This window comes from Pseudorhizobium xiangyangii (assembly GCF_020531965.1).
GTDB lineage: Bacteria > Pseudomonadota > Alphaproteobacteria > Rhizobiales > Rhizobiaceae > Neorhizobium > Neorhizobium xiangyangii.
Map to the genome: position 1 here is coordinate 19978 of NZ_JAJAWH010000008.1, position 26286 is coordinate 46263.

21 protein-coding genes are annotated in these 26286 nt (G+C 62.8%); 14 read left to right on the forward strand and 7 right to left on the reverse strand.

Annotated features, from left to right (window positions below):
• Positions 1–6: 6 nt before the first annotated feature.
• On the reverse strand, positions 7–675 hold the full coding sequence (gene lptC / locus LH464_RS08585) for an LPS export ABC transporter periplasmic protein LptC (protein WP_226785969.1): 669 nt from the start codon (positions 673–675) through the stop codon (positions 7–9).
• A gap of 186 nt (positions 676–861) precedes the next feature.
• Between lptC and sppA the strand changes: the two genes are divergently transcribed.
• The 5 genes from sppA to pdeM all read left to right on the forward strand — a co-directional run bounded on the left by sppA (position 862) and on the right by pdeM (position 6139).
• A complete protein-coding gene (sppA, locus tag LH464_RS08590) occupies positions 862–1815 on the forward strand; it encodes a signal peptide peptidase SppA (protein WP_226785970.1) in 954 nt (317 codons plus the stop codon).
• A gap of 26 nt (positions 1816–1841) precedes the next feature.
• Positions 1842–2141, forward strand: coding sequence for an integration host factor subunit beta (locus LH464_RS08595; protein ID WP_226785971.1), 300 nt, complete (start codon positions 1842–1844; stop codon positions 2139–2141).
• Positions 2142–2244: 103 nt separating this feature from the next.
• Positions 2245–2589, forward strand: coding sequence for a DUF1049 domain-containing protein (locus tag LH464_RS08600; protein WP_226785972.1), 345 nt, complete (start codon positions 2245–2247; stop codon positions 2587–2589).
• A gap of 94 nt (positions 2590–2683) precedes the next feature.
• Positions 2684–5218, forward strand: a complete 2535-nt coding sequence (locus tag LH464_RS08605) for a ligase-associated DNA damage response DEXH box helicase (protein WP_226785973.1) — start codon at positions 2684–2686, stop codon at positions 5216–5218.
• 177 nt (positions 5219–5395) lie between these two features.
• Positions 5396–6139 (forward strand): ligase-associated DNA damage response endonuclease PdeM, encoded by a 744-nt coding sequence (gene pdeM / locus LH464_RS08610; protein WP_390624950.1) that lies wholly within the window; start codon positions 5396–5398, stop codon positions 6137–6139.
• A gap of 55 nt (positions 6140–6194) precedes the next feature.
• Here the strand turns inward: pdeM and LH464_RS08615 are convergent, their stop codons facing one another.
• From LH464_RS08615 to LH464_RS08625, 3 genes are all read right to left on the reverse strand, one after another.
• Positions 6195–6632: a universal stress protein gene (locus tag LH464_RS08615; protein WP_226785974.1), complete on the reverse strand. Its 438-nt coding sequence runs from the start codon at positions 6630–6632 to the stop codon at positions 6195–6197.
• A 72-nt stretch (positions 6633–6704) separates the two neighbouring features.
• Positions 6705–7436, reverse strand: a complete 732-nt coding sequence (locus tag LH464_RS08620) for an anti-sigma factor (protein ID WP_226785975.1) — start codon at positions 7434–7436, stop codon at positions 6705–6707.
• Positions 7433–7978: a sigma-70 family RNA polymerase sigma factor gene (locus LH464_RS08625; RefSeq protein WP_226786128.1), complete on the reverse strand. Its 546-nt coding sequence runs from the start codon at positions 7976–7978 to the stop codon at positions 7433–7435. Before LH464_RS08625 ends, LH464_RS08620 begins: the two co-directional genes overlap by 4 nt.
• 206 nt (positions 7979–8184) lie before the next feature.
• Here LH464_RS08625 and LH464_RS08630 point away from each other — a divergent pair, with 206 nt between their 5' ends.
• Entirely contained in the window at positions 8185–8973 is a 789-nt protein-coding gene (locus LH464_RS08630; RefSeq protein ID WP_226785976.1) for a DUF4394 domain-containing protein, read from the forward strand.
• Between the two features lie 162 nt (positions 8974–9135).
• Here the strand turns inward: LH464_RS08630 and LH464_RS08635 are convergent, their stop codons facing one another.
• From LH464_RS08635 to LH464_RS08645, 3 genes are all read right to left on the reverse strand, one after another.
• On the reverse strand, positions 9136–9933 hold the full coding sequence (locus LH464_RS08635) for a TIGR02186 family protein (protein WP_390624955.1): 798 nt from the start codon (positions 9931–9933) through the stop codon (positions 9136–9138).
• Positions 9934–9935: 2 nt separating this feature from the next.
• Complete coding sequence (locus LH464_RS08640) at positions 9936–10862, reverse strand: sulfite exporter TauE/SafE family protein (protein WP_226785978.1); 927 nt, start codon at positions 10860–10862, stop codon at positions 9936–9938.
• A gap of 228 nt (positions 10863–11090) precedes the next feature.
• On the reverse strand, positions 11091–14855 hold the full coding sequence (locus tag LH464_RS08645) for a peptidoglycan-binding protein (RefSeq protein ID WP_226785979.1): 3765 nt from the start codon (positions 14853–14855) through the stop codon (positions 11091–11093).
• Between the two features lie 343 nt (positions 14856–15198).
• On the opposite strand from LH464_RS08645, the gene LH464_RS08650 reads away from it, so the two are divergent.
• The 8 genes from LH464_RS08650 to LH464_RS08685 all read left to right on the forward strand — a co-directional run bounded on the left by LH464_RS08650 (position 15199) and on the right by LH464_RS08685 (position 26284).
• Entirely contained in the window at positions 15199–16992 is a 1794-nt protein-coding gene (locus LH464_RS08650; RefSeq protein ID WP_226785980.1) for an acyl-CoA dehydrogenase C-terminal domain-containing protein, read from the forward strand.
• Positions 16993–17046: 54 nt separating this feature from the next.
• Positions 17047–18255: an acetyl-CoA C-acetyltransferase gene (locus LH464_RS08655; RefSeq protein ID WP_226785981.1), complete on the forward strand. Its 1209-nt coding sequence runs from the start codon at positions 17047–17049 to the stop codon at positions 18253–18255.
• 108 nt (positions 18256–18363) lie between these two features.
• Positions 18364–20580, forward strand: coding sequence for a 3-hydroxyacyl-CoA dehydrogenase NAD-binding domain-containing protein (locus LH464_RS08660; RefSeq protein ID WP_226785982.1), 2217 nt, complete (start codon positions 18364–18366; stop codon positions 20578–20580).
• Positions 20581–21367: 787 nt separating this feature from the next.
• Positions 21368–22123 carry a FadR/GntR family transcriptional regulator gene (locus tag LH464_RS08665; protein WP_226785983.1) on the forward strand — a complete coding sequence of 252 codons (756 nt, stop codon included), beginning with the start codon at positions 21368–21370 and terminating at the stop codon, positions 22121–22123.
• A gap of 21 nt (positions 22124–22144) precedes the next feature.
• Entirely contained in the window at positions 22145–23122 is a 978-nt protein-coding gene (locus LH464_RS08670; RefSeq protein ID WP_226785984.1) for a sialic acid TRAP transporter substrate-binding protein SiaP, read from the forward strand.
• Between the two features lie 71 nt (positions 23123–23193).
• Positions 23194–23766 (forward strand): TRAP transporter small permease, encoded by a 573-nt coding sequence (locus tag LH464_RS08675; protein WP_226785985.1) that lies wholly within the window; start codon positions 23194–23196, stop codon positions 23764–23766.
• 3 nt (positions 23767–23769) lie between these two features.
• Positions 23770–25176: a TRAP transporter large permease gene (locus tag LH464_RS08680; protein ID WP_226785986.1), complete on the forward strand. Its 1407-nt coding sequence runs from the start codon at positions 23770–23772 to the stop codon at positions 25174–25176.
• 64 nt (positions 25177–25240) lie between these two features.
• A complete protein-coding gene (locus LH464_RS08685; protein WP_226785987.1) occupies positions 25241–26284 on the forward strand; it encodes an L-idonate 5-dehydrogenase in 1044 nt (347 codons plus the stop codon).
• The last annotated feature ends 2 nt before the right edge of the window (positions 26285–26286 follow it).

Below are 26286 nucleotides of genomic sequence, written 5' to 3' on the forward strand. Positions count from 1 at the left end.
CCGGCTCTAACTGCCCTTGTTGCGGATTGCCGCAGCTTCGATGTTGACCCGAACCTGCCCAGCAAAGGTAATGGTTCGACCCTTATCCGTTATCTTGAGGGACTGTGCAACAACAGACGCTTGCTCGGTATTGATGACGACCGGATCTTCCGTGTCCAGCGTGCCTCCGACGACGTCGAGTCGGGCCGACTGGAACTTCGCGGTGATGCCATTGCTGAGATTGACGTCGAACGGCGCCGTCATCTGCATGCCGTCGGTTCCGCGGTCGAAAATGCCTTCCTTGGCAACGACGCGCGCAATCGTGTTCTCGTTGAGCGGCACGGCGGCCTTGACGTTCTCGAGCGTGATCATGTTGGGGTTCGCGATGTCCTGCAACGCTCGCAGCGCCGTCATCGAATAGCTGATGCCGTCGTCGTTTCTCCCGGCGATCGCAGGGCGCTCCATCACGATCTTGCCGTTCTCGATGCGGGCATTTTCTATCGAAAGGTTTTCGGGCAGGTAGGCCCGCGCCACCGATACGGCGATGAAGGCCAGGGATATGATGCCTGCGCTGATCGGCAGCCAGACCCGCAGCTTGCGGACACGCGCAGAATGAATGAGCGCTGCCTGATAGGCATTGCCATCCACTGCGCCCGCAAGGGCTGGCACCGGTGATCTCAGCAGTCTTTGCAGCATAAGCTGGCTATTTCCCTATTTCGCGCTAGATCGCTCCAACGTCGCAGCGCGTCGCGTGACTTCCGTATTTCCACGCAATATGGTTTTTATGTATCAACAAACAATAATGGCTAACATAAAATCGTGATAGCCGTGGCGCAATAGGTGTTCTCCGCCTATCATCCGCACCGGCAACAAGGGACTTCCATGGACCAATTGGCAATCGCAGATCGCCGGAGGCTGCGCCGAAAGCTGAGCTTCTGGCGGGTCTTCGCTCTCATCGTCATCGTCGGCCTCGGGTTTACTCTCTATCGGCTCGGCGGTGATGGGGGAGGACGTGCGGCGCCGCATGTCGCGCATGTCAAGATTTCCGGCATGATCCAGGACGACACCGAGCTTCTCGAGCGCCTGGACCAGATCGCCGAGAACGACAGCGTCAAGGCGCTGGTGGTTTCGATTTCATCGCCGGGCGGGACGACCTATGGCGGAGAGCAGATTTTCAAGGCGATCCGCAACGTTGCGGAAAAGAAGCCTGTCGTTTCCGACATACGGACACTGGCCGCATCGGCGGGCTATATGATCGCCGCGGCTGGCGACACGATCGTGGCTGGCGAGAGCTCCATTACCGGTTCCATCGGCGTGATTTTCCAGTATCCGCAGGTCGCCGAGATGATGGACAAGCTCGGCGTTTCGCTCGAGGAGATCAAGTCGTCGCCGCTGAAGGCCGAGCCGTCGCCGTTCCATCCGCCGAGCGAAGAGGCGCGCGCCATGATCCAGTCGATGATCATGGATAGCTACGACTGGTTCGTCGATCTGGTGGCTGAGCGGCGAAAACTTCCCCGCGAGGAGGCGCTGCGTCTGGCAAACGGCGCGATCTTCACCGGACGGCAGGCGCTCGAGGCCAAGCTCGTCGATACGCTGGGTGGCGATGACGAAATCCGCGCCTATCTCGACGGCAAGGGTATCAGAGAGGACCTGCCCATGGTCGAGTGGAAGGACAAGGACAATGGCTCGTCCTTCTGGTTCGCAAGCGCGATGGTTGAATTTTTCCGCCTGACAGGCCTGAGCGAGATGCTGGGATCGACGTCGCTGCGCCCGTGGGTGGGCGAGAAGTTGTTTCTTGACGGTCTTGTCTCGGTTTGGCAGGTTGGCGACAAGTGAAAATCTAGCTTTTTCAGGGGGCAAACGTGATTAAGTCGGAACTGGTCCAGATCGTGGCGGCACGCAATCCGCACCTCTACCACCGCGATGTCGAGAACATCGTGAATGCCGTGCTCGACGAGATCACCGATGCGTTGGCAGGTGGCAATCGCGTCGAGCTGCGCGGTTTCGGTGCATTCTCCGTCAAGAACCGCCCGTCGCGGTCGGGACGCAACCCGCGCACCGGCGAGTCGGTGTTCGTGGAGGAGAAGTGGGTGCCGTTCTTCAAGACCGGCAAGGAACTGCGCGAGCGCCTCAATCCCGGCATGGCTGACGAAGCGGATTGACGCGCTTCCCATCCGTCGCCCATGCCCTTGAAAGGCGACGCAAGGCGCCTATCCTGCCTCGGCGGGGCGCGTAGCCCCACATGCTGAGAAAAGGCGGAGACATATGACAAGGTTCAAGAAGATCGTAAATCTGTTGGTGTTCGTGCCGCTCGGCATACTGCTGATCGTGCTCTCCGTCGCCAACCGCCAGAGCGTCACCCTGGCGCTCAATCCGTTCCGTCCGCAGGACGGCGTGCTGTCACTGACCGCGCCGTTCTTTCTCTTCCTGATACTGGCACTGATCCTTGGAATGGTCATCGGCTCGGCTGTCACCTGGTGGACCCAAGGACGCTATCGCAAGCAGGCCCGCATCGAAGCGCGCGAAGCGGTCAGGTGGCAGGGCGAGGCGGATCGGCAGAAGAACGGGTCTCCGGCCGGAACGGCGAACGTGCCCGCTATCCGCCCCTAGAGAACGTCTGATCTTTGCGCGTGTGCCGGGGTGAAGCGCCGGCCCGTGGCACCCGAGCCCTTCTTTTTCCGCGTCCAGCGCTTACCTTATCGGCGTGGATCTCGTCGAACCCCAATCCTCCGGCCGCGATGCCGTGCTGCTGCCCCGGCCATTCCTGAAATGGTTCGCCGAGAAGGGCTGGCAGCCGCGCGCCCATCAGCTCGAACTGCTGGCGCGCTCGACATCAGGCGAAAACATGCTGCTGATCGCCCCGACAGGTGCCGGCAAGACACTCGCCGGTTTCCTGCCGTCGCTGACGGATCTGACGCGCCGGGGCAAGATCCCGCCGGGCTCGGCCTTCACCGGCATCCACACGCTCTACATCTCGCCGCTCAAGGCGCTCGCCGTCGATATCGAGCGAAACCTGATGAAGCCGGTCTCCGAAATGGGCTTGGCCGTGACGATAGAAAATCGCACGGGCGACACGCCGCAGGCCAAGCGCCGGCGCCAGAAGCTTACCCCGCCGGATATCCTGCTGACGACGCCGGAACAGGTCGCGCTCCTGCTTGCCAACAAGGAGGCGGAGCGTTTCTTCAGGGACCTGAAATACGTGGTCCTCGATGAGCTGCATTCACTGGTCACCTCCAAGCGGGGCCACCTCCTCTCGCTCGGCCTTGCCCGCCTCCGCAAGCACGCGCCGCATATGCAGACGATCGGCCTGTCGGCCACTGTCGCCGATCCGTCGGATCTGCAACGCTGGCTCGTTCCCCAGGGCAGCAAGGAGGGGGAAGAACCGGCCCCGGAGGCCGGCCTCGTGCACGTCCAGGGCGGAGCCGCGCCCGAGATCACCATACTCGATACGGACAAGCGCATTCCCTGGTCGGGCCATGTCTCGACCTACGCCATCCCGGAAGTCTACGAGGAGATCAAGCGACACAAGACGACGCTGATCTTCGTCAACACCCGGTTCCAGGCCGAGCTTCTCTTCCAGGAACTCTGGACGATCAACGACGACAATCTGCCGATCGCGCTGCACCACGGCTCGCTCGATGTCGGCCAGCGCCGCAAGGTGGAAGCTGCGATGGCCGACAATCGCCTGCGCGCCGTCGTCGCCACATCGACGCTCGATCTAGGTCTGGACTGGGGCGACGTCGATCTCGTCGTCCATGTCGGTGCGCCGAAGGGTGCATCGCGTCTGGCGCAACGGATCGGTCGATCGAACCACCGGATGGACGAACCGTCCAAGGCCATCCTCGTTCCCGCGAACCGTTTCGAGGTCATGGAATGCCAGGCGGCGCTCGATGCGAATTATCTCGGCGCGCAGGACACGCCGCCGGTGGGCGAGGGGGCGCTCGATGTGCTTGCCCAGCATATTCTTGGAATGGCCTGCGCCGAGCCCTTCGATCCGCTGGGACTCTACGACGAGATCACCAGCGCCTCTCCCTATGCAGACCTCTCCTGGGACATGTTCGAGCGCGCCGTCGATTTCGTTGCGACCGGCGGTTATGCGCTGCGCTCCTACGAGCGTTACGCCAAGATCAGGAAGACGCAGGAGGGGCGCTGGCGTGTTTCGAACCCGCAGGTGGCCCAGCAGTATCGCCTCAACCTCGGCACCATCGTCGAGGCGGCGGAGCTCAATGTCCGGTTGGTGAAACGGAACACGAAGGGTACGGTCGGAAGAGGGGGCATGTCACTCGGCAAGGTCGAGGAGTATTTTCTCGAACAGCTGGTGCAGGGCGACACGTTCCTGTTCGCCGGAAAGGTCCTGCGCTTCGAGGGCATCCGCGAGAACGAATGCCTGGTCTCCAATGCGTTTTCCATGGACCCGAAGATCCCGGCCTATGCCGGCGGCAAGTTCCCGCTCACCACCTACCTTGCAGACCAGGTGCGCGCCATGCTTGCCGATCCCCATCGATGGCAGGCGCTGCCCGATCAGGTGCGCGACTGGCTCGAAATTCAGCGCGAGCGCTCGATGCTGCCCCGCAAGGACGAGCTTTTGATCGAGACCTTTCCACGCGGTCAGCGCTTTTTCATGGTCGCCTACTGCTTCGAGGGCAGGCTCGCGCACCAGACGCTCGGGATGTTGCTCACGCGCCGGATGGAACGTGCCGGTGCCCGGCCGCTCGGCTTCGTTGCGACGGACTATTCGCTGGCCGTGTGGGCACTCAACGATATCGGCGGCATGATCGACGATGGGCGTCTAAGCCTTTCCGACCTCTTCGACGAAGACATGCTGGGCGATGACCTGGAGGCCTGGCTCGATGAAAGTTACATGCTGAAGCGCACGTTCCGCAATTGCGCCGTGATTTCCGGATTGATCGAGCGGCGCCATCCGGGAAAGGAGAAGACCGGCCGGCAGGTCACGGTCTCCACCGATCTGATCTACGACGTTCTGCGCAGCCACGAGCCGGACCATATCCTGCTCGAGGCAACGCGACGGGATGCGGCATCGGGTCTTTTGGACATCGGTAGGCTTGGCGATATGCTGGCGAGAATCAAGGGGCATATCACCCACCGCGATCTCGACCATGTGTCGCCGCTTGCCGTTCCGATCATGCTAGAGATCGGCAGGGAAAGCGTTCCGGGCGAGGCGCAGGATGCGGTGCTTGCCGAGGCGGCGGACGAGTTGATCGCGGAGGCGATGGGGTGAGTTCACTGGCGGAGTTGCTATGGGAAACCTCTCCTCCGTCAATCCTGCGCTTGTCACAGGGATCCAGTCACGCGACGTCTGTCGTGTGAAAAGGCTCTTCGCGCCGCGGACGCGACGCTGCTGGATCCCGGCTCAAGGCCGGGATGACGGAAATAATCGACGGGAAAGACGAGACACGTGACGCATCGCCTTGGGCTCGCCGCCCGCACCATCGTACCAGGACAGGCCGCCGGCACGGAGGAAATCCTCGTCCACGGCGTTGCCGCCGTCTGCGATCCGCTCGGCGGGCTCTATCTGCCGGAAAGCGGCACGCTGGTCGTTTCCGACCTGCATCTGGAAAAGGGCGCCGCCTTCGCCCGCCGGGGCATGATGCTGCCACCCTACGATACGATCGCCACCCTCAATATTCTTGCCGCCGTCATCAGCCGCTACGATCCGAAGGTGGTCGTATCGCTGGGCGACAATTTCCATGACCGCAAGGGTTCGCAGTACCTGCCCGCAGACCTCCGGGCGATGATAGGCAGCATGGCGCGCGGCCGCGACTGGATCTGGATCAACGGCAACCATGACCCCGATGGAACCACCGATCTTCCCGGCGTCTGCACGGACGAATTCGTCCATGCGGGTCTCGTTTTCCGTCATGAACCCAGTCTGATTTCAAGCCAGGATAGGGCCAGGGGCGAGATTGCGGGCCACCTGCATCCCTCGGCCACCGTCCGTCGGCGCGCGAAATACGTCCGCCGTCCCTGCTTCGCGACAGACGGCACCCGCCTTCTCATGCCGGCCTTCGGCGTTCTGGCCGGCGGCCTCGATCTCAACCACAAGGCAATGCACGGCATCTTTGACCGCACCGCACTTGTCGCGCACCTGCTCGGGCGCGACCGCATCTATTCCGTCCGTTACGATAGCCTGCTCGGCTGACGAGATAGAAATGCCGTCGCGGCACTCAGGTGCCGCGCGGCGTCCGCTCGGGGCTCTAGCGGTATATCAGTACCGGCGTCTTGGAATTTGCCAGCACCTTCATCGTGACGCTGCCCAGCATGAAGGCCTTGAAACCGGATCGTCCGTGCGAGGCCATGACGATCAGATCGCAATTTTGGCTTTCGGCCGTTGCGATGATGGTGTGGGCCGCGTCGCTGTTTGAAAGTTTTATCGTCTTGCAGGTCACTGACCGCTGCTTCGCCGCGTTGTCCGCCTGCGCCAGGATATCGTCAGCCGCCTTGTTGTTCTGGCGGTCGTATTCCGCGTAGGCGATTTCCAGCCCGGCCGGATTGAGCGTCATGACGTGCATAGGTTCCATCACCACAAGGACGGTCGCCTCCGCGCCGATCTCGTGGGCAAAATCCAGCGCGCTTTCGAGCGCCGCCGTGGAAAGCGCCGAGCCGTCGGTGGGGATAAGGATATGCTTGTACATGCGTGTCTCCCTTTTCGTCCGAAGGACAATCAGCGGTTTACGATCCTGCCACCTTGATTTGCGTCAAATAGGTCAGCGCGGCATCTTCGCAAAGCCCTTGGCGAGGATCGGTCCCGTGGGGCGGCCGGTCGGCGAACCGCCCGCCTGCTCCAGCGTGATTTCGTAGAGCTGCGCGTCTTGCGGCTTCGGCAGCGGCGGCGCCCGCAGGACACGCGAACTGGCCCCCTCAAGAAGTCCAAGCGATACGGGACCCATGTCACGCGATGGCAGTGTCCAGACCTCGATCGCCTTGTCGTCCGGCACGGTCAGGTCGGCGAGCAGGCGAATCCGCGCATTGTCGTTGCCGAAATCCTCGACCACGGCCTGCACGTCGCCTCGCTCATCGAGGAGTACCGCGATGACGATCGGTTCCGCCTGACGGCCCAGGCTCCATGTCAAGGCAATCGCAAGCAGGAGAGAAGCAGCCATGGATGCAATCGCCGTTGCTTTCCAGCCGTAGCGGCGATTTTCGTTTGCTGCGGACGGATAGATGGCTTCCGGAGCGAGTGTGGCACCGCCGAGCGGCACCGCGGGTTCGGCATCTCCAAGCCCGGCTTCGATCCGGCTCCATAGGCCGGCCGGCACCGACGCCGGTTCGACCGTCGCGTCGAGCGGCAGGAATCGCTCCCGGCTTGCGGCAACGGCATTCCGAAGAACGGCATTGTGCTCCATCTCGGTCTCGACGGCGGTCTGGTCGGATTGATCCAGCAGGCCCAGCACGTATTCGTCGGCGATCTCGTCGATATGGGTGGGATCGAAGATCATGACATGCACTCCCGAAGTGCGGAAAGACCTCTGCGGATCCACGATTTTGTCGTCCCGAGCGGCAGGCGCAGTCGCCCGGCAATCTCCCCGTGCGTATAGCCGCCGACATAGGCGAGCAGGATGCCGCGGCGCTTTCTTTCATCGAGACTGGCCAGGCAGTCGCGCAGCCTGCTGTTCTGGTCGAGCCGGTTCAAGGCGCCGAGAACGTCTTCCAGTTGGTCGCTCTCCTGCAGCGCCTCGAGCTTCCCGTCCTCCACCAGGTCTTCGCGTCGTCCATCGCGCAGCACGTTCAGCGCCTTGTTGCGCACGATCGTATAGATCCAGCCGCGGGCCGATCCGCGATCCGGCGCGTACTGGTGGGCGTTCTTCCAGATACGGATGAAAGCCTCCTGCACAACCTCCTCGGCGAGATCCCGGCGACGAAGGATCCGTTCAGCGACAGCGATCAGGCGGCCGGCTTCTGTGTCGAAGATCCGCTCCAGCCCTTTGCGGTCGCCGCGGGCGCAGGCGGCAAGCGATGTCGCAAGGTCGTCCGATGGCATCTGTGCCAAGCTCAAGCCCGGTCTCCTGCAGGTCATTCCTGTTTCCATGCCAGTAATACACATCGGCAGGCCGATGGGATGCAGCCGAGATTATTTTTTCGCCCCCTGCATCCAAATGCGATGTCCCGAGGGTCTTTTCCATGAGGGGTTCGAGACCGAGTGCTCGGGCAGGCCTCTGAAACGATCATCGACACGGGAGAAAAGACATGATGAACATTCGCACAGTCCTCATCGCCTCGACCATCCTTGCCGCAACGTCGGTCGCCGCATCTGCGGCGCCTGTTGTCGGCCTTGTCGGCGACAGGACGCTGGTCCTGTTCGATACCGACAAGCCGGAAGTCTCGCAGAGCATGGACGTCACCGGCGTCGAAAGCCTCGTCGGCATCGATCTTCGACCGGCGAACAATATGCTCGTCGGCGTGACCGCCGACAGCGTCATCGTCACGATCGACATGAAAACCGGTGCGGCGACTGAAGTCGCCAAGATGGACAGGCCGCTGACGATCGGTGACGCACCGGTCGTTGTCGATTTCAACCCGACGGCCGACCGGCTTCGCTACATGACCGGTACGACCAACCACCGCGTCCACCCCGAGACCGGCGCAGTGACGGTCGATGGCAGCCTCGCTTTCGAGGAGGGCGACATGCACAAGGGTGAGGAACCGAATATCGTGGCCGCCGCCTACATCAACTCCTACGGCCAGCCGGAAAAGACGGCGATGTACAACATCGACGCGACGATCGGCGGGCTGATCCAGCAGACCAAGCCGAACGACGGCACGCTGAAGGCTATCGGCAAGCTCGGCGGTGAGGGAATGCCCGCCACCTATGCCTTTGACATCCAGACGACGGTGGACGGCGAGAATACCGCCTGGCTCGTCGCAGGCAAGGCGCTCCACACCGTGGATCTCGAAACCGGCAAGGCCACGAGGACAGCCGATATCACCGGCGTCGATGGCGACATCCGCGACATCGCCGTTCTTCCGGCAATGTAACGCCAACGCATCGACCCGAAAGCCGGAACAGGTCTTCGGGAAGCACGATGCGCAGACTTGGAAGTGGTTCAGCGTCCTTGGGTCACGTTTTTGGTCCAGGGCGCTGTAGGGAAAGGCCGGGCTGGTCGCAACCGGCCTTTCCCACACTATAGGTTCGGCCCGTCAATCCTTCCGGAAGATGAGGCTGGCGCCCCAGCCGGTGATGACGGCGATCATGACGCAGAGAAAACCATAGGTAATCGGCCTGTTATGGGCTGTGTCGGTAATGGCCTGCTCGAGGCCGGTCTTGACCACCCTCAGCGGCAGTTCCCGCTCGTGGATCAGCTCGCGGCCCTTGAACAGATAGGCCCGCACCGTGTGCACGCCGTCTGGAATGTTTGCCGGCAGCCGCAGCGAGGCCCTGAACAGGCTTGACGAGACGAAGCGCACGCCGCTGGTGTCGCGCTGGTAAAGGCCGCTCGCCAGCTTGAGCCGCCTGTAGGCGTCGCGGAAGTCCGACAGGTCGACGGCATTGCCGATATAGCCGGTCGGGGTCAGCGCCAGATGGTTGATGCCGACGCCGATGCTGTTGAGCGAGGGCTCCTCGTCGATCGTGTCGATCTCGCGCGTGCTGGCCAGGGAATAGGACTCCGGCACCAGTTCGAAGGTCATCGAATTGGTGTTCATCCAGATGCCGAGCACGCGCTCCTTGCGCCGCACGGTCGCGTAGTCTCTCGGCCCCTCAAGCGTGACGATGACGTCGTACTGGCCGATTGCCAGGAACAGTTCGTCGGCATTGGTAAGCGCCCCGAACACCGTGAGATCCGCGCCGCGGAAATCGGAGGTGATGGCGATTTCGCTCGTCGAGGTGCCGATCTCCAGCCCTTCCTTGACGGTCGAGGCTTCGCCGAACGGAACCTGTGCGCTCGTCGGCGAGACGATGGCAAGGAAGGCGGCGATGACAAGTGGGGCAAGGCGCAGCATCAGTTTGCAAAAGCCCCCACCGCGACGGAATAGAGTTCTTCCGGCTTGATCACGAGCGCGATGGCCAGTCGGATGCCGACCGCCAGCACCAGCAGCGCCAGGAGTGCGCGCAGCTGTTCGCCGCGCAGCTTCTGCCCGACGCGCACGCCGTACTGCGCGCCGATAACGCCGGCGACCATCAGGATGCTGGCGAGCACGATATCGACCGAATAGTTGGTCGCGGCCTGTACCATCGTTGTGTAGGCTGTCACGAAGATGATCTGGAAGAGCGACGTCCCGACGACCACGTTGGTCGGGATGCGCAGAAGGTAGATCATGGCCGGCACCATGATGAAGCCGCCGCCGACGCCCATGATCGAGGTCAGGATGCCGATGGCAAAGCCGAGCACAACGACCGGAACGGCGCTGAGGTAGATCTTCGACTTCTTGAACCGCATCTTGAAGGGCAGCCGGTGGACCCAGATGTGCTGGCCCGGCCGCTTCGTGATAGGCGGTTCGTTGCGGGCGGAGCGCCTCAGCGCCCGGACGCTCTCGTTAAGCATCAGGCTGCCGACGATGCCGAGCAGGACGACGTAGAGAAGCGAAACAAACAGGTCCAGCTGCCCGAGCCGTCTCAACCAGGAGAAGATCCATATGCCGACCGTGGCGCCGGCCAGGCCGCCGGCAAGCAGCACGGTCCCCAGCTTCATGTCCAGGGTGCCGCGCCGGAAATGGCTGATGGCTCCGGAGATCGAAGAGGCCACAACCTGGTTGGCGCCGGTGGCAACCGCCACCACGGGTGGGATGTTGTAGAAGATCAGGAGCGGCGTGATCAGGAAGCCGCCGCCCACGCCGAACATGCCCGACAGAAAGCCGACGGCTGCACCCATCCCCAGAATGATGAAGATGTTCACCGAAAGCTCTGCTATCGGCAGATAAACAGTCACGGCGGAACCTCAAACACGTAGCACCGCCCGACGGGGCGGTTTCGCCATGCGGATGAAACCCTCCGCGTCAGCGCTGGGATGTTGGTCCGCTCGGAAGAGCGGCCCTGATGGTGTCCCGTCATGCGCTGGCAACGGGGGTGAGTCAACTCGCAAGCCCCGATTACACGGGCATTTTTCCGATTTTGTGACAGCGTGATTAACACCGGTGATACGGTGGTCGTCCGTGCGTCACGTGTTGCGCTTCAAGAGCTCCGCTACCAGGGCTTCGTTGATCCGGCCGTCAGGCTCCTGGCCGACCGAGGACTGGAACGCCTTGATGGCGCCGACTGTCTTCTGGCCAATCTTTCCATCCGGAGTGCCGGCGTCGAACCCGTTCTTGTTCAGGATTGCCTGGATGTTCAGGACAGCCTTCTCCATGTCGACCGAGGCGGTCGTCAGGGGCTTGCCGTTGGCCCATTCGTCCGGGACGGTCACTTCGTTGGCGTCGGGGTTCAGGGGCTTCGGTTTCCAGCTGTTGGCTGCCGCGCGGGCTGCATCCAGCGGCTCCTTGCGCATGGCGTTCGCCACATCGTCGCGCTTTTCGCTGGCATCCTGGTCGCCACCCTTCGCCGCGATTGCAAACCACTTGTAGGATTCGCCCAGGTCCTGGGGAACGCCGTTGCCGCGTGCATAAAGGATAGCGAGGTTGAACTGGCTGTCCGAGACGCCGTGTTCGGCCGCCTTTTTGAACCACTCGACCGCTTCCGCATAATTCGGCTCGCCATTGGCACCGGAAGCGTGGAGCACGGCGAGGTTGTGCATGGCGCTGGCATTGCCGGCTTCCGCAGACTGGCGATAGTAGCTGAGCGCCTTCTCGATGTCGCGGGTAACGCCCGTGCCCTTCTCGAACAGATTGGCGACGCGGTACTGTGCGGGGGCGAACCCGCGGTCGGCTGCCAGCTTGTACCAGTTTGCGGCCTCGGAAAGGTCGGGCGCCACGCCACGACCTTCGGTGTAGCGCGCGCCGATCTCGAACAGTGCCACCGGGTCGCCGGCTTCGGCGGCATCCGCCAGCGATTTCGGGCTGAGCGATGCCGGGACAACGATCGGCGGCGCTGCCGTCTGAGGAGCGGACGCTGCAACATCGGGGGTCGGCTGTGGTGCCGCTTCGCTCATCGCGGGTTCCAATGGCGGGGTGCCATCGGTCAGTTCCCTGGGGAGAGGGGCGAGAGGGGCGAGAGGTGCCGATTGCGGCTGTGCGGAAGCAACGGCGGCGGCGGCGGGTTGCGCGACAGCATTGCTGTCTTCGACAACTGGTGCCTCGCTGATTGCCGGAGGCTGCGGAGCCTCTTCGCCGGATGTCAGCGTCTTGACCAGCGGCAGCGTCATCAGGACGAGCAGCACAGCGCCGACCGCCATCAGGATCGGCCGCCGGTGCTTCGCGAATGCGCTGCCGGACGACGTCTTTGCATCTGTCTTGCCGGCGTCTGCTTTCTTTGCCCTTGCGGCGTTGGCGCCAAGCGCCGGGTCCGTTTCTAAGGCCGCCGCCTTGGCGGCACGGCGTGCCGCCGCGATGTAGTCTGCCTGGTCGGAATCCTTTGCCTGTGTGTTGCCGGTGCCTGCCGCAGCCTGGCTTGCACGCACGCGCTCAAGGATTTTCCGTACGTCCGGAGCTCCCGAGCCCGGTTCCAGCGGCTCGTTTTCCTGTTCCGGCGGCAGCATGTCCATGGGCGCGAGCGGCGGAGCCGGATCGACGACCGTTCGCCCAGGCTTCGACGCCACAATCTTCTGTCCGGGCCGCAGGCGTCTGGATATCTGGCTGAGGAGCCCGCCCTTCGGAGCGTTCTTCTCGGTCCGTGCCATGCCGGATACCGGTTCTTCCGGAGCGACCATCGTGTCGTCGCCACGCAGCTCGCCATGTAGATCGCCCTGCACATCGCCATGGGCATCGATGGTCTCGGACGTTGAGGCAATGCCCTTGGTGCCGAAGACAGGTTCGGATGTGGCAGGTGTGCCGGCATGCGAGGTGCCGTTTGCAAGCGAATCCATCAGGTCGTGATGAAGGTTTTCCACCTCGGCGGCGGGTGCCAAAGCAGATGCAAAAGCCGGGTTGTTGTGCCTCTCCGGCGCCTGTTGCCACGCTGGGGCGGCCTGCTGTACCGGTGCATGCAACATCGGCCCGGCGATCCGGTCCTCCATCGTGTCGAGACGGTCGGCGATCTGCACGAGCGTGCGGTGCAGGGCGTTCAGCGTGTGCTGGGAACGCTCTTCCGTGTTGCGGGTCAGTTCCTCGATGTGACGGAGATCTTCCGCAAGCGCAGTCACCGCTGCCATGTCCACAGACGGTGCGCCTGCCCCGCCCGATCCGTTGCCTTGCCGCGCAAAGCTCTCCAGCACGGCCTCGGCTGCCTGCCGCGCAGCCTCCAGAACGTACTCGTCGTTCGTGGTCATGTGGGTCTCGATCGCGGCCATCCGATCTTCCATCTCGCGCGCTGCAGGATACGCGGCGGAAATGGACGACGGCTGGCTGATCAGCGTCGACAGGTGGGCGATCTGTGATTCGAGGTCTCTCAAGGCGACGCTGTCGCCGGATGGCGCGCGCGCCGTTTCGTCCAGCCTCGCGGCAATCCCACTCAACCGGTCTTCGATCCGGTCGAATGCAGACAGGTCGACGGCGGGCTGCGGCGGATCCTGATAGCCGATCGCTTCGATGCGGTGGGCAAGCTGGTCGAGTCGCTCCAGGAGCGACTCGTTGACGGCGCCATGACCCAGCCGATCGATCTTGTCGGAGATATCGGCGAGATATTCGGTCAGGTCGTGCGGCTTCGACGTCTTCGACAGCATGTGCGACAGCTGGTCCAGCCGTTCTTCCAGCCGCAGAGAAACCTGCTCTTCCGAAAGCTGATCGATGCGCTCGGACAGCGCCTCGATCCGTTCCGACAGTATGCTTGTGTGGCCGCCGTTCGTTCCGCTCGCCATCGTGTCGATCTGCTGGGCAAGCGAGCCCAGGCGGTTCTCGAGGCGCTGAAGGGTGTGATCGGTGGTCGATGCGGATGCGGCGCGGCCGCTGGCCGCGATGGCGCGGCTGATCTCGTCCAGCCGATCGTCCAGAAGGGCAAACTGGCTGTTCAGAGCCGAATCGTTTGGCTGCATTCTCGTTCCGAGCTGCTCCATGGCGGTTGCGACCGTCAGCAGCTTCTGCTCCAGCGCCCGGATCGTGGGGCTGTCGCTCATGGAGCCGAGCTGGCTCTTGATGTCGTCGATGCGGTAGGCAAGGCCGACGAGTTCTTCACGCAGGTCATGCGTATCGAGCTCGACGATCCGCTCTTCCAGACCCTGCCACCGGGTGTCGAGGCGTTGGATGCTTTCTTCCCGGGCGAGGCCGTCGATGACGGCATGCAGTTCCTCGTATTCGGCTCGCAACGCGTCCGTGGCCGGACCGCCACGCTGGCCCAGCACGTTGATGCTGTCGGCCAGTCGCGACAGCTCCGAGCGTAGGTCTTGGTCGATGGGCTGGCCCTGGGCGGCAGAACGGATGCCGCTTACGTCGGTGCGCAGTGCGTCCATCTCGCGGGCAACGCCTTCGGCGATGTCGTGCTTGAGTTCCTGGCGAAGTCCGACCAGTGCCTCTGCGATGTCGCGCAGCGAAGGCTCGGTCTGGGCCTGGGCAACATGTGCCTGTGCCGGCCGGCGCGGCTCCAGCCGCGGGCGAGGCATTGAAGGAGGGGTGACGGTTTCCACGTGCGAACCGGCCGGCCGTTCGCGGTATCCCGCGAGCATGCGCTGGCGGTCGCGGATTTCCTGTAGCGGATCGACCGGTGCCGGTGTCCTTGCCGCCGGGGGAGCGACAGGCTCGCTACGAGCCTCCGACCATGCAGGTGCGGCCTGACGTCTCGGGTCGCGAGGCTGCAGCAGTCCTTCGAGCCGCGCTTCGAGACCTTCGATGGTGCGATTGAGCGCATCGAGGGACGATCTGTCGCCGGGACGGGGAAGTGTCGATCGTGAACCGTTCATTTAGCTGCTCGTTCCAACGTTTCCAGGCGTAGCGGTGGGCCGATGGTCGGCGCCGGAGATCTGTTCCTTTAGGCTCGTGGCAAAATAGCCGACGCAGGACGCAATTCCCCGATGCCAACTATTTCACCGGACGTGGTAAATAAGCCGTTAACCACGGCGCGCTTTTTTAACCTTGGCTCATACGTGTGAGGGGCTGTCTGTCGGGCTTGCTCCGTCCACGGCGGTGATCGGGGACGAAAAAAGACGCATGGAAGTTGTTTGACGTTTACGCAAACGTCAATTAATTATGTCCTATGAGATGGCGGACATCTGGTCCGTGTGAGGATATGGAGGAAGTGCGACCATGCCTGTTTACAAGGCCCCGGTAAACGATACCCTTTTCGTTCTGAATGATGTCCTTGGCCTTGAACGCTACGGGAATCTTCCGGGCTTTGCCGATGCCAGCCCGGACATGGTCGAGGCGATCCTCGGCGAGGCCGCCAAGGTGGCGGAAGAGGCGCTTTTCCCGCTGAACCTGTCCGGCGATCAGGAAGGCTGCACCCGCCACGATGACGGCACGGTCACGGTGCCGAAGGGCTTCAAGGAAGCCTATGACCAGTATTGCCAGGGCGGCTGGATCGGCCTTGCCGTGCCGGAAGAATTCGGCGGCCAGGGCCTGCCCTATACGCTTCATGCCGCCGTCGGCGAGTACATGTCGTCCGCCAACATGTCGCTGATGATGTATCCGGGCCTGACGCAAGGCGCGATCGCCGCGATCCTCGTTCACGGCTCCGACGAGCAGAAGGCCACCTATCTGCCCAACATGGTTGGCGGCACCTGGTCCGGCACGATGAACCTTACCGAACCCCATTGCGGCACCGATCTTGGCCTGCTGCGCACCAAGGCGGTTCCGAACGGCGACGGCTCCTACAAGATTTCCGGCCAGAAGATCTTCATCTCGGCCGGCGAGCACGGCATGACCGACAACATCATCCACCTCGTGCTCGCCCGCATCGAGGGCGCGCCGGAGGGTACCAAGGGCATCTCGCTCTTCATCGTGCCGAAGTTCCTCGTCGAGGAAGATGGTTCGCTCGGTGACCGAAACACGGTCACCTGCGGAGCGCTCGAGCACAAGATGGGCATTCACGGCAATTCCACCTGCGTCATGAACTATGACGAGGCGGAAGGTTATCTGATCGGCGCCGAGAACAAGGGTCTTGCCGCCATGTTCGTGATGATGAACGAGGCCCGCCTCGGCGTCGGCCTGCAGGGTCTCTCCATCGCCGAAGTGGCCTACCAGAACGCTGTCCACTATGCCCGCGAGCGCATCCAGGGCCGCTCGCTGTCCGGTGCCAAGGCGCCGGAAAAGAAGGCAGATCCGATCATCGTCCACCCCGATATCCGCCGCTCGCTGATGACCATCAAGGCCTTCAACGAGGCCGGCCGCGCCTTCATGCTGTGGACGGCGCTGAAGTCCGATATCGCCCACCGTTCGCCCGACGAGAAGGAGCGCCAGGACGCCGACGACCTGCTCGGATTGGCCACGCCGATCCTCAAGGGCGTGCTCACCGACAAGGGTTTCGACCACGCGGTCATGGCGCAGCAGGTCTATGGCGGCCACGGCTATATCGAAGAATGGGGCATGAGCCAGTATGTCCGCGATGCCCGCATTGCGATGATCTACGAGGGTGCCAACGGCATTCAGGCGCTCGATCTCGTCGGTCGCAAGCTGGCGCTGAACGGTGGCCGCGCCGTCATGGCGCTGTTCAAGGAAATCGGCGATTTCTGCGAGGAAAACCGCGAAGACGAACAGATGTCGTCTTACACCAAGGCGCTCAAGAAAGGCCTCAACGACGCACAGGCTTCGACCATGTGGTTCATGCAGAACGCCATGGCCAAGCCCGACAATGCCGGTGCCGGCTCGACCGACTACATGCACCTCTTCGGTCTCGTCACGCTCGGCTACATGTGGGCGAAAATGGCGAAGGCCGCGCAGTCGGGTCTTGCCGCCGGCGATGCCCGCGAGGATTATCTGAAGAACAAGCTCGTTACCGCGAAATTCTACATGGAGCGCATCATGCCGGAAACGGCGCTGCGCAAGGCGCGCATCGAGGCCGGTGCCGACACCATGATGGAACTCGCTGCGGAAGCGTTCTGATACAAGAAGGCAACCCGGTTGCCACCCCCAAGGGGGAATATGGGAGATGAGACCATGACCGACGTATTCATCTATGACCACGTGCGTACCCCACGCGGCCGCGGCAAGAAGGACGGATCGCTGCACGAAGTGCCGTCCGTCCGCCTCGCGGCGAAGACGCTGGAGGCCATTCGCGACCGCAACGGCCTGGACACGTCGACCGTCGACGACATCATCATGGGCTGCGTCGATCCGGTGATGGATTCGGGCGCCGTCATTCCCAAGGCCGCCGCCTTCGAGGCCGGCTATGCCTTCTCGGCGCCGGGCATGCAGATCTCCCGCTTCTGCGCCTCGGGCCTCGATGCCGTCAACCTCGCCGCCGGCAAGGTCGCGGCGGGCTCCGACGACATCGTCATCGCCGGCGGCGTGGAGTCGATGTCGCGCGTCGGCATGGGCATGTCCGGCGGCGCCTGGTACATGGATCCGTCGGTCAACTTCCCGGCCTATTTCATGCCTCAGGGCGTCTCCGCCGATCTCATCGCCACGAAATACGGGTTCTCCCGCGATGACGTCGATGCCTATGCCGTCGAAAGCCAGAAGCGCGCGGCCAAGGCCTGGGATGCGGGCTACTTCAGGAATTCCGTCATCCCGGTGAAGGACCAGAACGGCCTGACCATTCTCGATCGCGACGAACACATGCGGCCGACAACGGACATGCAGGCGCTCGCGTCCCTCAATCCATCCTTCCAGATGCCCGGTGAAATGGGCGGCTTCGAGGCTGTCGGCATTCAGGCCCATCCGGAAATCGAAAAGATCACCTACGTCCACCATGCCGGCAATTCGTCCGGCATCGTCGATGGCGCTGCCGCCGTGCTGATCGGCTCGAAGGCCGGCGGGGCAAGCATGGGCGTCAAGCCGCGTGCCCGCATCCGCCACTTCGCCAACATCGGCTCCGACCCGGCACTGATGCTGACCGGCCCGGTCGACGTCACCGAGAAGCTGCTTGCGCGCTCCGGCATGAAGATTTCCGACATCGACCTGTTCGAGCTGAACGAGGCCTTCGCCGCCGTCGTGCTGCGCTACTGCCAGGCGTTCGACATCAGCCATGACAAGATGAACGTCAACGGCGGCGCCATCGCCATGGGCCACCCGCTCGGCGCCACCGGCGCGATGATCCTCGGCACCGTGCTGGACGAACTGGAACGCCGCGACCTGAACACCGCGCTCGTCACGCTCTGCATCGGCGCAGGCATGGGCACGGCGACGATCATCGAAAGGGTTTGATGGGGTCTTAACCCTCCCCACAAGGGGGAGGGGCTTAGTCTCGCCAGATCGCACCTTTCCGGAGCGGTGGCGATTGTCAGGAAATTTCAGGGAAGAGGAAATCCCAACATGAGCACCTACAAGAACTTCACCGTCGAAACAGACGCAGACGGCATCGCTCTCGTCACCTGGGACATGCCGGACAAATCCATGAACGTCTTCACCATGGAGGTGATGGACGAGATAGACGCCATCGTCGATGCCACCGTTGCCGATGCGGCGGTCAAGGGCGTCGTCTTCACCAGCGGCAAGTCGTCCTTCTCCGGCGGTGCCGATCTCACCATGATCAAGTCGATGTTCTCCATGCTGACGGAGGAGAAGGCGAAGGACCCGGCCACGGCCGTCCAGAAACTCTTCGATGCCGCCGGGCGCATGTCCTGGCTCTGGCGCAAGGTGGAAACCAACGGCAAGCCCTGGGTCGCTGCGATCAACGGCACCTGCATGGGTGGCGCGTTCGAGCTGTCGCTCGCCTGCCATGGGCGCGTCGCCTCCAATGCCAAGAGCGTCAAGATCGCGCTTCCGGAGGTGAAGGTCGGCATCTTCCCGGGCGCCGGCGGCACCCAGCGCGTGTCGCGTCTCGCCAATGCGCAGGATGCCCTGCAGATGATGACGACCGGTCAGTCGCTCACCGCAAGCCGCGCCAAGGCCATGGGCCTCGTCCACCAGGTGGTTGAGCCCGCCGAACTCGTCAACGCTGCAAAGCAGATGATCAAGGACGGCCTGAAGCCCGTCGCCCCGTGGGACGAGAAGGGCTTCAAGGTCCCCGGCGGCGGTGTATGGACGCCGGCCGCCGCCCAGCTCTGGCCCGCAGCCCCCGCCATCCTGCGTCGCGAAACTGCCGGCAATTTCCCGGGCGCGCTCGCCATCCTCAAATGCGTCTACGAGGGCCTGCAACTGCCGTTCGATACCGCGCTCAAGGTCGAGCAGCGTTACTTCACGGAAATCCTGCAGACCACCGAAGCCTTCTCGATGATCCGCTCCCTCTTCGTGTCCATGCAGGAACTCGGCAAGGGCGCCCGCCGCCCGGCCGGTGTGCCGAAGAGCGAGTTCAGAAAAGTCGGCATCGTCGGCGCCGGCTTCATGGGCGCCTCTATCGCCTATGTCACTGCCGCCGCCGGCATCCCCGTCGTGCTCATCGACCGCGATCAGCAGGCAGCGGACAAGGGCAAGGCCGTCTCTGAAAAGCTGGTGGCCGACTCGGTCGGTAAGGGCCGACTGACCAAGGAAGAGGGCGAAAAGCTCCTCTCCCTCGTCACCCCCACGCCGGATTATTCCGCCCTGTCGGATGCCGACCTCGTCATCGAGGCCGTGTTCGAGGACCGCGCCATCAAGAAGGCGGTCATCGAACAGGTGGAAGCCGTCATTCCGGCAACCACGGTCTTCGCCTCCAACACCTCGACCCTGCCGATCACCGGCCTTGCCGAGAATTCGAAGCGCCCGGACCAGTTCGTCGGCGTGCATTTCTTCTCGCCGGTCGAAAAGATGATGCTCACCGAAGTCATCCTGGGCGAACAGACCGGCCTCAAGGCGCTCGCCGTGGCGCTCGATTTCGTCGCAAGGATCAAGAAGACGCCGATCGTCGTCAACGATACCCGCGGCTTCTTCGTCAACCGCTGCGTCTTCCGCTATATAAACGAAGCCTATGACATGCTCGCCGAAGGCGTGCCGGCTGCGATGATTGAAAACGCCGCCAAGATGGCCGGCATGCCGGTCGGCCCGCTGTCGCTCAACGACGAGGTCGCCGTCGATCTCTCCCAGAAGATCATGAAGGCTTCCATCGCCGATCTCGGCCCCAATTCGGTGAAGCCGGAGCACATGGACCTGATCGACAAGATGGTCGATGTGCTTGACCGTCGCGGCCGCAAGAACGGCCAGGGCTTCTACGACTACCCGGCCAAGCCGGCCAAGAAGTCGCTGTGGCCCGGCCTCAAGGACCTTTACCCGCAGAAACCGGCATCGGAAATCGACGTCGCCATCCTCAAGCAGCGCTTCCTCGTCACCATCGCGCTGGAAGCCGCTCGCACCGTGGAAGAAGGCATCGTCACCGACCCCCGCGAAGCCGACGTCGGCTCCATCCTCGGCTTCGGCTTCGCGCCCTACACGGGCGGAACGCTGTCTTATATCGACGGCATGGGCGTGAAAACCTTCGTCGCCCTGGCAGAAAAGTTAGCGGCCGCTTACGGAGACCACTTCAAACCGACGCCGCTGCTCAAGGAGATGGCCGCCAACGGCGAGACGTTCTATGGGCGGTTCGATCCGTACGGGGAGGGCAGGGAGGCGGCTTAGGCCGCCTTTGCCTTCAAGCGCCAAGTGGCATAAGCCACGGTGGCTCTAGGGGCACACTCACCCACGACAAATCAACTACTTACGCCCTTCCTCATCCCCCTCCCCAAAACCCGTGCCTATGATCACCCTGTTCCGCCCTCGGATACACTGCAAGGCGTTGCAGCGAGGCGGGGCCGGCGCGGGTCGTGAGGGTGAGACGCAAAACCTTGCGATCCGGGTCCGTGTGAAAATGGTTTCCCTCCGGCGACACGGGGGAAGCGGGAAGGTCACGGACCGGCCACCCGCTTCTGATGCCCGAAAGAGCGCGCCGGGCGTGCCTGTGCGGCACACATGAGGGCTCGACGGATGGTTTCGCCGGATTTTTTTCAAGTCCGCCGAGAACATCGGGAAGCCGGCGGCGGAAAACCGTCCGGACGAGCCTTTGCAGAGAAACCGGAGTCACGGGCGGAAACCGTCGAACGGGGCGCTGAGAGGTGCCACCTAAAACCAAAACTTACGAGGCAGCTTTCAGCGCCCCGTCCGTTTTCAGGAAATTCGAGATCGCCAAGGGAGAATTCTGTCGTCATCCCTGGCCTGACAGTCGGCGTGGCGAAAGCGCGATCTGTCGTGGTCGAAGCGGCCGTCATCTCCTGTGGAGAAGTCCCGCGGCCCCTGTCATCCGGCCGCCCGGATACAATAACGTACAATGCATACCATTGACAGATTGTCGGACAGCCGTATATGAATCGTCGAACTGGTAAGGCCAGCTTACCAGTCACGCGTCGTGGAGGACGCGTTGGGAGGATTCATGTTTTCCGTCGTGGAATCGCGCCGCCTGTATCGCCAGGTGGCGGACCAGATGCGCAAGCTTATCGAGCGGGGCGATTTTGCTCCCGGCTCCCGGCTGCCTGCCGAGCGCGAACTGGCAGAACTTCTCGCCGTGTCCCGCCCAACCATCCGCGAAGCCCTGATCGTGCTGGAAGTGGAAGGCTTTGTCCATATCCGCATGGGATCGGGCGTCTATGTCGCCGCACCCCGCCCGCTCGCCGATGCCGAGATCGCTGAAGAGGCAGAAGGCCCCTTCGAGCTTCTGCGTGCCCGCACCGTCGTCGAATGCGCCATTGCCGAAGATGCGGCCCGCGCAGCGCGGCCTGACCAAATTGCCATTCTCGACAATATCCTGGCCCGCATGGCCGCATCGCTGGAGAACCGGCCCGTGGCGCTGGAACTCGACCGCGATTTCCATGTCGCCGTCGCCGATATCATCGGCAACGGCACGCTCAACCGCTTCGTCCGCAGCATCCACGACCTGCGCCTGACACCCTATTTCGAAAAGCTCGCCAGCTATTTCGAGAACCCGATGACCTGGCGCGCCGCAATGGAAGAGCACCGTGCCATCCGCGATGCGATCGCCGCCGGCGATCCTCCAGGTGCGCGGGCCGCCATGCGCGCCCATCTCGACCAGTCCCAGCTTCGTCTGTCGGAAAGTTTCGGTGAAGAGCCGGCCGACAGCGTCATACCCGCCGCGTGGAGACGTGCCGGCGGGCAATTGCAGACCATCTGACTTCAACCCGGGAGGAAAACCATGAAGTTGAAACTGACCACCATCCTCGGCGCAACCGCCGCCGTCATCGTCTCGGCCTTTGCGGCCCAGGCGCAGCAGACGCTCAAATGGGCGCATGTCTACGAAACGTCGGAACCCTTCCACACGGAATCGGTCTGGGCGGCGGAAGAGATCGCCAAGCGCACCGACGGTCGCTACAAGATCGACGTCTTCCCGGCCTCGCAGCTTGGCAAGGAAGCCGACATCAACCAGGGCCTCAAGCTCGGCACGGTCGATATCATCATCTCCGGCTCCAGCTTCGCCTCGCGTGACTATGCGCCGATCGGCGTCACCTACTTCCCTTACATCTTCCGCGATGCGAGCCACCTGATCGCCTACACCAAGAGCGACGTGTTCAAGAAGCTCTCTGAAGGCTACCGGGAGGCATCCGGCGGCAACCACATCGCGGCCGTCACCTACTACGGCACGCGTCACACCACCGCGAACAAGCCGATCGAGAAGTGCGCCGACATGTCGGGCCTGAAGATCCGCGTTCCGGACGTTCCGGCCTATCTGGCCATGCCGCGCGCCTGCGGCGCCAACACCACGCCGATCGCGTTCGCCGAAGTCTATCTCGCGCTGCAGAACGGCACCGTGGAAGCACAGGAAAACCCGCTCACCACGATTGAAGCCAAGAAGTTCTTCGAAGTTCAGAAGAACATCATCCTCTCCGGCCACATCGTCGACCATCTGAATACCGTCGTTTCTCCGACGCTGTGGTCGAGCCTCTCCGACGAGGACAAGCAGATTTTCTCGGAAATCATGGCTCAGGCTGCCGAGCGCGCCTCGAAGATCGTCGAGGAGCGTGAGGTGGCGCTGGTCGAGAAATTCAAGGCCGACGGACTGACCGTCACCGAAGTCGACAAGGCCGACTTCGAGAAGACCGTCATGGAAAAGGTGACCTTCGAGGAGTTCGGCTACGAAAAGGCTGACTGGGAAGCCATCCGCGCGATCCAGTAATGCCATAGCGCGACGCCCTGCGAGAAATTGCAGGGCGTCGCCAATATTTCCGAAATTGGCGGAGTTCTCCGATGAACGAACAACAGCACGCCCCCATCAGCGTCGACAAGATGGCGCATTCCTTCGAGGAGGAGATCGGCCCGGTCGATCTGTCGCCCTATGCGCCGGAAGATTGGTTCAACATGGTGGTCTTCTGGGCCATGGCAGCCTGCGTCTTTCTCCAGTTCTTTACCCGTTACGCGCTGAACAACAGCCTTGCATGGACGGAAGAGATGGCGGCGAACGGCCTCGTCGTCCTGGTCTTCCTCGGCTCGGTCATGTGCGTGCGCATGGTCCGCCACATCCAGGTGGATTTCATCTACAATTTCCTGTCCCGCCGGGTCGGGCGCGTGTTGGAGTTGCTGGTCGATTTCATCGTCATCGGCTTCTTTGCCTACATGACCTGGCTGATGTGGCGCTACATCGCCATCGTCGGCAACGAGCGCATGGTGACAGTCAACCTGCCGCGCGGCTATGTCTTCTACACCGTCCTGGCAGCCTTCGCGCTGATGTTTGCGCGCTCCGTGCAGAACTTCATCAAAGACATGATCAACAAGAAATCCGTTCGCGAAAAGGCGAACGAAATCGGCATACAGGGGGTCTGACCAGTGCTGCTTCTCATCGGATCCTTCCTTCTGCTCATGATCATCGGCACGCCGGTGGCGGTCTCGCTCGGCGTCTCGTCGCTGCTCTATCTGGTGATCTACGGCGTCGCGCCCGACATCATCGCCGCCCAGCGCATGATTGCCGGGGTCGAAAGCTTCCCGCTCCTGGCGGTGCCCTTCTTCGTCCTCGTCGGCAACCTGATGAACATCGCCGGCGTGACGAGCCGCATCTATAAATTCGCCCTGTCGCTCGTCGGCTGGATGAAGGGCGGTCTCGCCCAGGTCAACATCATCGGCTCGGTCGTCTTCTCCGGCATGTCCGGAACCGCACTTGCGGACGCTGCCGGCATCGGCACGATCGAGATCAAGGCGATGAAGGACCACGGCTATCCGGTCGAGGCTGCCGTCGGCGTCACCGCCGCATCGGCCACGCTCGGGCCGATCTTCCCGCCGTCGCTGCCCTTCGTCATCTACGGCATGATGGCCAATGTCTCGATCGGCGCCCTGTTCATGGCCGGCATCCTGCCCGGCATCGTCATGACCCTGCTGCTGATGCTGACCGTCGTCTACTTCGCGCATCGCAAGGGCTGGGGTTCCGACACGCCGTTCGAGCTGAAGAAGCTGCTGTCCGCCTCGCTGGAAATCGTCATCGTCTTCTGCTTCCCGATCGCAGTCTACATCCTCGTCATGTTCGGCCTGTCGATCAATATCGCCGTGATGATCGCGCTTGCCGCCCTGATCGCGCTCGACTGGTATTACGACTTCTCCGCCGTGATGGCGCTGATGACGCCGGTGCTTCTGATCGGCGGCATGACCATGGGCTGGTTCACGCCGACGGAAGCCGCGGTTGCGGCGGTCATTTGGTCGCTCTTCCTTGGCCTCGTGCGCTATCGCACGATGACGCTGAAGGCGCTCGCCAAGGCCAGCTTCGATACGATCGAGACGACCGCGTCGGTTCTCTTCATCGTCACCACCGCTTCGATCTTCGCATGGCTCCTGACGGTCAGCCAGGCTGCCCAGCTGTTCTCTGACTTCATGTTCTCGCTGACGGACAACTGGTGGACCTTCCTGATCATCGTCAACATCGTGCTTCTGATCGTTGGCGCGTTTCTGGATACGATCGCTGCGATCAGCATCCTGGTGCCGATCCTGATGCCGATCGCCGCCCGCTACGGCATCGATCCGGTGCACATGGGCCTGATCTTCACGCTCAACCTGATGATCGGCCTTCTGACCCCACCGGTCGGCATGGTGCTGTTCGTGCTGTCACGCATAGCGAAGCTGTCGGTCGAACGAACGGCGCTCGCCATCCTGCCCTGGATGACGCCGCTGTTCATCGCGCTCCTGCTGATCACCTTCATCCCGGCGATCTCGCTCTGGCTGCCGACGCAGCTCGGCCTGATCCGCTGATGTGACGCCTCCGGCCTGCCCGATCCGTCGGGCAGGCCAATGATTTGAAATCGGGAAGAAACGAATGCAGACGCGCGTCGCCCGGCTTTACGGCCAAAAGGACATCAAGGTCGAGACGCAGGAAACCCCGCAGCCCGGCGAAGGCCACGTTCTGCTCAAGATGGCCGCCGGAGGCATTTGCGGCTCCGACCTCCACTACTACCAGGATGGCGGCTTTGGCCCTGTCCGTGTTCGCGAGCCGATCATTCCGGGTCACGAGGCTTCAGGCCATGTGGAGGTGCTTGGCGCCGGTGTATCGGGATTGGCTGTCGGCGATCTCGTCGCCGTCAACCCGAGCCAGCCCTGCGGCACCTGCCGGTTCTGTCATGATGGGTTGCGGATACATTGCCTCAACATGCAGTTCATGGGCAGCGCCATGCGCCTGCCGCACGCGCAAGGCATGTTTCGCGACTGGCTTGTCGTGCCGGCAATCCAGTGCGTGGCCGTCGGCGAGACGGTATCGGCGGCGGAAGCGGCATGCGCCGAACCGCTGGCGGTTTGCCTCCACGCGGTCAGCCGTGCCGGCGATCTTCAGGGCAAGCGGGTGCTTGTCACGGGTGCAGGTCCGATTGGTGTTCTGGTCGTTGCTGCCGCGCGTCATGCCGGTGCCGCCGAAATCGTCGTCACCGACCTTATGGACGCGGCATTGGAACGCGCCATTGCCATGGGGGCAACCCGCACCATCAATGTCTCGACGGGCGCCGACCAGCTTTCTGCATTCGAAGAGAGCAAGGGGTTGTTCGACGTGGCTTTCGAATGCTCGGCGGCAGCGCCTGCGATCAGAAGCGCCATTGCGACCGTCAGGCCTCGCGGACTGATCGTCCAGGTCGGCGTAACGGGCGACGCCTTGGTGCCGCTCAACGCGCTGGTGGGCAAGGAACTGAACTGGATAGGTTCGCAGCGCTTCGACGCCGAATTTGCCCAGGCCGCCGAGTTGATCGGCCGGCGCGAGATCGACGTGCGGCCGATCATTTCCCATACGTTTTCCATCGATGAGGCCTTGGCCGCATTCGAACAGGCCGGCGACCGATCCGCCGCCTGCAAGGTTCAACTGACATTCCATTCCTGAGG